Annotated in this window: 6 protein-coding genes; 2 read left to right on the forward strand and 4 right to left on the reverse strand. The window is 33.0% G+C overall.

Annotation, left to right across the window (positions count from 1 at the left end):
- Nucleotides 1-927: 927 nt before the first annotated feature.
- Both F6K40_RS37040 and F6K40_RS37045 read left to right on the forward strand, forming a co-directional pair.
- Nucleotides 928-2,268 carry a hybrid sensor histidine kinase/response regulator gene (locus F6K40_RS37040; RefSeq protein ID WP_293144240.1) on the forward strand — a complete coding sequence of 447 codons (1,341 nt, stop codon included), beginning with the start codon at nucleotides 928-930 and terminating at the stop codon, nucleotides 2,266-2,268.
- Between the two features lie 22 nt (nucleotides 2,269-2,290).
- Nucleotides 2,291-4,750 (forward strand): hybrid sensor histidine kinase/response regulator, encoded by a 2,460-nt coding sequence (locus tag F6K40_RS37045; RefSeq protein WP_293144242.1) that lies wholly within the window; start codon nucleotides 2,291-2,293, stop codon nucleotides 4,748-4,750.
- Between the two features lie 67 nt (nucleotides 4,751-4,817).
- Here the strand turns inward: F6K40_RS37045 and F6K40_RS37050 are convergent, their stop codons facing one another.
- From F6K40_RS37050 to F6K40_RS37065, 4 genes are all read right to left on the reverse strand, one after another.
- On the reverse strand, nucleotides 4,818-6,002 hold the full coding sequence (locus F6K40_RS37050; RefSeq protein ID WP_293144244.1) for a pentapeptide repeat-containing protein: 1,185 nt from the start codon (nucleotides 6,000-6,002) through the stop codon (nucleotides 4,818-4,820).
- Nucleotides 6,003-6,029: 27 nt separating this feature from the next.
- On the reverse strand, nucleotides 6,030-6,212 hold the full coding sequence (locus tag F6K40_RS37055; protein ID WP_293144246.1) for a hypothetical protein: 183 nt from the start codon (nucleotides 6,210-6,212) through the stop codon (nucleotides 6,030-6,032).
- A 257-nt stretch (nucleotides 6,213-6,469) separates the two neighbouring features.
- Nucleotides 6,470-7,531: a PIN domain-containing protein gene (locus F6K40_RS37060; RefSeq protein WP_293144248.1), complete on the reverse strand. Its 1,062-nt coding sequence runs from the start codon at nucleotides 7,529-7,531 to the stop codon at nucleotides 6,470-6,472.
- 129 nt (nucleotides 7,532-7,660) lie between these two features.
- Nucleotides 7,661-7,907 (reverse strand): hypothetical protein (locus F6K40_RS37065; RefSeq protein ID WP_293144250.1); only part of this gene is annotated, 247 nt, incomplete at its 5' end.

A 7,907-nucleotide genomic window follows, 5' to 3' on the forward strand; every position in this document is an offset into this window, starting at 1 on the left:
GACTCAAAAAATGTAGGGTTGTAAATATTCTAGCTCAGACAATGAATGAACAATGCCAAAACGAGCGCTCTCCTCCGACCCCGCTCCCCTACTCCCTCTTTTCTAGAGATATCAAATGGGTTCTATATATAGCGTATGACAAATAGAGCGATCGCTTAATAGATTATAGCGATCGCCTCAAAAGCAGTAACCAGCATGAAAACAAGAGTCAAAAAATACCTATCAAATAAAAACAGCTCTGAATTTGATTGTGGGTTTCTTCAGTTCTTGGAGGAGATAATCTGCTCCTAAACATCTCACGTTCTCCTTACAGCGGTTTTCATTTCAGTAAACCACAGTAGGAGCGAATGGCATTCGCCCTTGCTGTGCTTTTCAGTTGAGTAGACCACAGTAGGGACCTTCCATGGAACGCCCCTACAGGGTTTTGGTTGTGACGATGTGGTTCATCAAGAAAGAAAAGCGCTGTATAGTAAGGTTCCATGGAACTTCCCTACAAAACTTTGGTTATGGCGATGTGGTTCACCCATTTGAAAAGCGCTGTAAATTGTTATAGCGCTGTGCTCCGGCAATAGGCAATAGGCAACAGGCAACAAAGCCATAAAAAACGGATAATATAAAACTTTTAGCGATTGGAAACCTCCTCTAATTTGTAAATATGCCAGCGCACATTACTATAACTCACGATACTTTGAAACAGCCCTGCTTTGAAAGGGGGGCAGAAGGAAAAGAAAGGTTCAAAGGGAAAAGGTTTTTTTATAAGTGATTATCCGGACATGATATTATAATAAAGTTTTTGTTTGTAGTATAGCTCTCAGCCCTATTACGGTTAGGGCTGAAATCTTACTATTTGAGAATTGCTATACTATTTTGTATAGTCGGTTGATAAAGTATTATAATAATTTATCAATCTATGCAATAGATATGGTAATGAAACCCACCAAAAACGATAGTCTCAATACTAATATAAGCAATAAAAGCACCATTTTAGTAATTGATGATAACCCAACTAACTTAAGTTTAGCAGCTAATGCTCTAGAAGATAAGGGATTTAATGTTTTAATTGCTAGTGATAGTCTAAGTGGTATTAAAAGGGCAAAGTTTGCTTGTCCAGACCTAATTTTGCTAGATATTTTAATGCCAGAAATAGATGGTTTTGAAACCTGTCGTCGATTAAAGACAGATGAAAAAACTAAAAATATTCCAGTGATATTTATGACTGCTCTTAGTGATTCAGAATATAAAGTTAAAGGATTTGAAGTAGGGGCAGTTGATTATGTAACTAAACCAATTCAAATTTCAGAACTTTTAGCTAGAGTTAATCTCCATATTCAGCTTTACTTTTTGAGTCAAAAACTAGAACAACAAGTAGAAGAACGGACAAAAAAACTAAATAGAGCTTTACAAGAACTACAAAAATCACAATTGCAATTAGTTCAGAGTGAAAAAATGTCATCTCTAGGTTTACTTCTAGCAGGAATTACCCATGAAATTAAGAATCCTTTGGGTTTTATTGCAGGTAATTTAGAACATACAGAAGTTGCTGTAGAAGGGCTAATTGAGTATTTAAAATTATATCAAGAAACATTTCCTGTCTCTGGAAAAATTATCCAAGAAAAAGCTGAAGAAATAGAACTTGAATATTTATTAAATGATTTGCCGAAAATGCTTAGTTCTATGAAACAAGGCATTGAAAAAATTCAGGAAATTAGTAGATCAATGCAAAGATTATCCCGTAGAGACAAAAAGAAAAAAGTAACTTTTAACCTTCACGATGGCATTGATAGTACCTTAATGATACTCAAGTATAGATTAAGAGCAAATGAATATCGCTCTGGAATTAATGTCATTAAAAATTATGGAAATATTCCCAAAATTTTAGGATTTCCAGGACAGCTAAATCAAGTGTTTATGAATTTAATAGCTAATGCAATTGATGTATTTGATGAAGTAACTGATGAAGAAAAAAAATCTGAGAATTTTACAATCAAAATTTCTACTGAAATTAGTCTTGATTCTCAGGAAGTAATGATTAAAATTCAAGATAATGGTCCTGGAATATCAGAGGAGATAAAAAGCCAAATATTTGATAATCTATTTACTACAAAAGAAGCGGGGAAAGGAACAGGATTAGGGCTTTCTATTTCTCAGCAAATTGTAGAAGAAAAACATCAAGGTAAAATTTTCTGTGAATCAAAACTAGATCAAGGTACAATATTTACTATTATTCTGCCAATTTTTCAGGATAATAATTCCCAGTTAAATGATTAATTAGTTGGAGGAGGAAATAAAAATGAGTTTGTTAGGCAAAAAAAATCAACAACCGGATTTATCAGAGTCTCAACAAAAAAATTCATCTCGTAATTTTTTTGTCCGGGTAATTATTGCTGGTACAACATTATTTGTTAGTTTTACTACTTACTTCAGCTATCAAATAGTTAAGAATTTAATTTTAGAGAATTTACGAGACAAAGCATTTCTAGAAGTACAGGAAGGTGTGAATGAAATTGATAGTTGGTTGAGTAATAAAAAAGCTTCCCTGGAAGCAATAGCAAATAATCCCACATTCCGAACTATGGAGTGGTCTCAAATTAAACCCTATTTGCAAGCAGAAGAAAAACGTTTATCGAAATTTATGTATTTAGGAATGATTGATGCTGATGCTTTTTTATACACTACAGTAGAGGGAGAACCCAGTGGAGTCATTAACCTGCAAGACCGGGAACACGTTCAAGAAGCTCTGAATAAGGGTGTCACAACTTTATCCGATCCGATTATTGCTCGCATCCCCAAAGGTAAAAGGATAGTAGCTTTTGAGGCAGCAGTTTTTTCTGGCATCCCCGAACCGGAAAAACCATTGGGAAAAGTTATAGGTTTGGTTGATGCTGTAGTTGATATTGAAAAAGTCATTGATGTCGTAAATAGTTTGGAATATGGCGAACAAAGTTATGCTTTTGCTCTCAACTCCAAAGGAGAAGCGATCGTTCATCCAGACTCAAAGTTAATGTCAACCTTAGAGAAACCAGCGCCAAGTTTACTCAACTCTTCAGACCCAGGTTTGGCAGTTATTGCTCAACAAATGGTAGCGAAACAACAACGAATTCAACTAACTAAAATAGATGGAATTTTCCAGTATGTGGCATATTTACCCCTAAAAGAAGCAAATTGGTCAGTTGCTCTTGTCATTCCCCGCGAAAATATTGAATTTCAACTTAGACCTCTTAATATTATTGCTGTAGTGGTAATAGCATTAGCAACAATGATGATGATTATTCTCTGGCAAATACAATCATTTGAACAAAAACAACTGAAAAAATCTAAACAAGTAGCAGAAACAGCTAACCAAGCAAAAAGTGAATTTCTCTCAAATATGAGTCACGAACTGAGAACACCTTTAAATGGTATCCTCGGTTATGCTCAAATTCTCCAACGCGATCGCAACTTTACTCCTACTCAAAAAAATGCTTTAAGTATTATTCATAATAGTGGAAATCATCTTTTAACTTTGATTAACGATATTTTAGATTTATCCAGAATAGAAGCTCGAAAAATGGAGATTTACCCCAGTGAAATTCACTTTATTTCTTTCCTAGAAAGTATCGTAGGAATTATTAAAATGCGTGCTTTAGAAAAAGATATTCTCTTCAAATATGAACTAGAACCTCACCTTCCAACTGGCATTAATGCAGATGAAAAACGTCTGCGACAGGTACTATTAAACTTATTAGGAAATGCTGTAAAATTTACTGATAATGGTCAAGTAACTTTTAATGTTAGGCAGATAGAAAATCAAACCGATATGACAACTATTCAGTTTGAAATAATTGATACGGGAGTCGGCATGACTGCGCAAGATTTAGAGAAAATATTTCAACCTTTTGAACAAGTAGGAGATACTAAACATCGACAGCAAGGAACAGGTTTAGGACTAACTATTACCAAGCAATTAGTAGAATTAATGGGAAGTAAGTTAAAGGTTAAAAGTGAATTTAGTAAAGGTTCAACTTTCTGGTTTGAAGTTAATTTACCTACAGTTAATACCTCAATAGAAACTATTGATGAACCTATAGGTCGAATCATTGGATACCAAGGAACAAAACGCCAAATTTTAGTAGTAGATGATAAACAAGAAAATCTATTAGTGCTGCAAAATATGCTCGAACCTTTAGGGTTTGAAATAATTCTTGGTGTAAATGGTCAAGAAGAAATAGACCTAGCCCAAAAATTTCAGCCAGATTTAATTTTGACAGATTTAGTAATGCCCGTAAAAAATGGAGTTGAAGCAATTCAAGCTATTCGTAGTCTGCCAGAAGTAAAAAATATCCCCATTATTGTAGTTTCTGCCAGTGTTTTAGATATGGATAAAAAGCAAAGTAAAATAGCAGGTTGTAATGATTTTTTATCTAAGCCAGTTGATGAAAATAAGTTACTCTCGCTATTAGGAGAATATTTAAAATTAGATTGGATTTATGAAGAAGAAGTAGGAGAAGAAGAACTAGATAGAAATAATATTAGTCTATCAGAAAAACTTGAATCTATAATTCCACCTCCTCCTGAAGAAATGGAAATATTATATGAATTTGCCATGCTAGGTAGTATGCGAAAAATTCAAGAAAGAGCAGCTTATCTAGAAGAATTAGACCAAAAATATATTCCCTTTGCTCAACATTTGAAAAATTTAGCTCAAGAGTTTCGAGATAAAGAAATTACTGATTTTGTAGAGAAGTATTTATATCAAGATTCACAAGAATAGAGAGATAGGGAAATCAAATAAAAGTTAAATTAATTTCCGTTTAAATATTTTCTTGAAAACTGAAATATTATTGAGATTTTAACCATTCTTGCCATTCCGAATCGACTAGAGTATTGCCATTAATTATCACACCTTCACAAGAGCGAATCTGACTAAGAGCCACTCCTTTAAAGTTAGCATATTCAAGATTAGTACCAGTAAAATCTGCATTTTCTAAATTACATTTTTCTAAATTTGCTCTCTGCAAATTCGCATTTTTAAAAGAAGTATTACTTAAATTCAAACCTGAAAAATCAGCTTCTTTTAAATTAGCTTCGTCAAATATTGCTCCAGTTAAATTAATCAACTTAATCCCACTAAAATCTACTCCTGATAAATCTGTATTTGTGAAATTAGCATTTTGAAAATTTACTTCTTTTGTATGTAGCTCAGAACTAGCAAAAAAGTCATATAAGCGTTTCGCACCTGAAAAATTTGCATAGCTAAAGTCTGCGCCATCCATTTCACCTAAACAAAAAGTTGCTTCCTGAAAATTTGCTCCTCTACAATTAGCATTTCTAAAATGTGCATCTTCGTGCCAAAAAGAAGCTCGACTAAAGTTAGCATTAATACAAATAGTATCCTCAAAATCACCTGAAATAAAACAAGTATCACTTAAATCTGCTCCTTCTAAGCAAGCACCGTATAAAGAAGCGTGTTCAGAGCCACTTAAATTAGCATTTTTGAGATTAGCATTAGTAAAATCAAAGTTATATAAATAGGAGTTACTGAAATTTGCACCTTCAAGGTTAGCACCAGTTAAATTTACTCGTGAATCGTAATCGTTATAATTATAAAAATTAATCTCAATATCACTAAGATCGACTCCTTTTAAGTCTCGATTTTCTCCTCCTAAATTCACTAATTCCCAAAGTAATCGCCATTTAGGATCTATTTGTGTCGTTTCGTCAATTTGACTTTTTTCTAAAATAACACCTTGAAGTTTTGCACCTGTTAAATTTGCCCCAATTAAATTTGTTTGATAAAGGTTACAACTACTTAAGTCAAGGTTACTTAAATCAGCATAACTTAAGTCAAGTCCTACCAAATCTCCTCCAGGATTTAATCCAGCTTTTTCAAGTTCTTCTAAAAAATTATCTACTTTTTTTTGCTTAATGCTATCAATAATTTTTTGTCTGTCAGATAAGGATATTTCTAACAAATAATCATCAGAAAAATATTTAGAATCATAAATTTTATATCCTTTATTCACCTTGGAATGAACTAAGCTATCAAATATTTATTTAGCCTCTTTTAAAGAAACAGGAGTATTTGTTTTTGTACCAGTTTTAAGTTTACTCCCTGTTTTACCATAGGCAAAATTAACCTGATATTTTTCCCAAGCTAGGTAAACTATTTCCACTTCATAAACTTTATCTGATTTTTCATCTTTGTAATGGAGAGAAGCCTTTTTAGTAAACATAATTTCAATAATTTTTATTTGATATCAAATCCGCTGGCTACGATTCCCGATAAATCGGAGTGATATAATTCTACCATCAGAAAAGAAAAGAGCGAAAACTCCTAGTTTATGGAGGGTTTGGAGACCAAACCCCTACGATATTGAATTCTACCGATACTACCGGATTTGATATGAGTAGCAAAATTAAACATTCCCAAGTTAACTTTAGCAGGCAAAAATTTATGTTTTTCATCTCTATTCTCAGTTTAATTTATTGCTTAAAGTTGCTCTCGAAATTTATACTTAACTTCCTTATTTCCACCACCTAGAACACAAGTCATACGAAGATAAACCTCACCTCTTCTACCTGGTGTACCATCAGCATTTAACCAATTTACTGTTTCACTCTTGAGAAGAATTTCACTCAAATTTTTATCGGTATAGTCATACATACATTCTCCTTCAATTGTTAATATAGATTTTTGTCTTTCGTTTTCTTCTGTGCTTTGAAAATCTGATAAATAATACTTTAGTTCAAACTCTAGAGCTAGTTTATTTGTAGCTTCTGTAATAAATGCTGAAACTAAAGATAAATCTTGAGAAAATTTTGTTATTTCAAAGCCTGTTTCCGAAAGTAAATATTGGGCTGAATCAGGATTAACTTCTTTATATATTCCTAGAATAATACTTGTTTTATCTAGTTCTGGTACATCAGCTTGAAGCTTATCTAAACATGATTTAAAATCCTTATATATAAACACTTTTTGACCTAAATTTTTGCAGTCTTCCTCAAGATTTTCAGCCAGGAGACTACAATTATCATTTCTATTCTTAAAAAAACCTTTATCTGAAGTTATAAAGTGAACTTCGTAATTTTCTCTCAGTAGAGAAAGCAATGCTTCCCAAATAGCAGAATCTTTAAATTGTTGATTTTTTTCTCCATTAGGTGGCGTTCCTTCATCTACGCGCTGAAGTGCTGACTTAGCGTGTTCCAAAGTAAACGGAACTCTTTTAATCCACGGCTCAATTTCTTTTATCCTGCTTTCTATAGACTCTTTAATTGCAGTTTCATCTGGTACTTCATAATCAGAACGCTTTCCCATGATAATTTCAATTATTTTAAAGTTGTTATTGATATTTTCAACAGCTTTATATCCATCTTTAATAGTATGTTTTATTACTTCATTTTCAATAACTTCTGGCAACCCAATACAGCCATTATTTTGTTTGAGACAATAAAGTAATGCTGCTCCTAAAGGCGTTTTTAGTAAAATAGTAGAATTTTGTTTCCATATATTAGTATCAATTACCACACAGAGTTTTTTTAACTTTTTTTCCATACCAATAAATCCTAAAAAATATTATTTTTTGACTATAATTTCTCTATCAAAAAATTGTAGGGGCGAGTGACCAAAAAACAAGGTCTTCTACCCCTTTTAAGGAGATGAAAAAAAGTCAAGTTCAGTATTTCAACCCTCCAGTTTTAGCAGTCGGTACTGATAACTGAATAACTGTCTGATCATCCGTGTATCCGTGGCCAAATCAGTGTCATGCCCTCCAGTTTCAGCAGTCGTGACTGATAACTGTCTACTCATCCGTGTATCCGTGGCCAAATCAGTGTCATGCCCTCCAGTTTCAGCAGTCGTGACTGATAACTGATAACTGATAACTGATAACTGTCTGATCATCCGTGTATCCGTGGCCAAATCAGTGTCA

The sequence above is a fragment of the Okeania sp. SIO3I5 genome, from assembly GCF_010672085.1.
Taxonomy (GTDB): domain Bacteria; phylum Cyanobacteriota; class Cyanobacteriia; order Cyanobacteriales; family Microcoleaceae; genus Trichodesmium.

Bases quoted from the DNA above. Each gene is read 5' to 3' on its own strand.
- F6K40_RS37045 (WP_293144242.1), top strand. From the start codon at position 2,291: ATGAGTTTGTTAGGCAAAAAAAATCAACAACCGGATTTATCAGAGTCT.
- F6K40_RS37060 (WP_293144248.1), bottom strand. From the start codon at position 7,531: ATGGAAAAAAAGTTAAAAAAACTCTGTGTGGTAATTGATACTAATATA.
- F6K40_RS37040 (WP_293144240.1), top strand. From the start codon at position 928: ATGAAACCCACCAAAAACGATAGTCTCAATACTAATATAAGCAATAAA.
- F6K40_RS37055 (WP_293144246.1), bottom strand. From the start codon at position 6,212: ATGTTTACTAAAAAGGCTTCTCTCCATTACAAAGATGAAAAATCAGAT.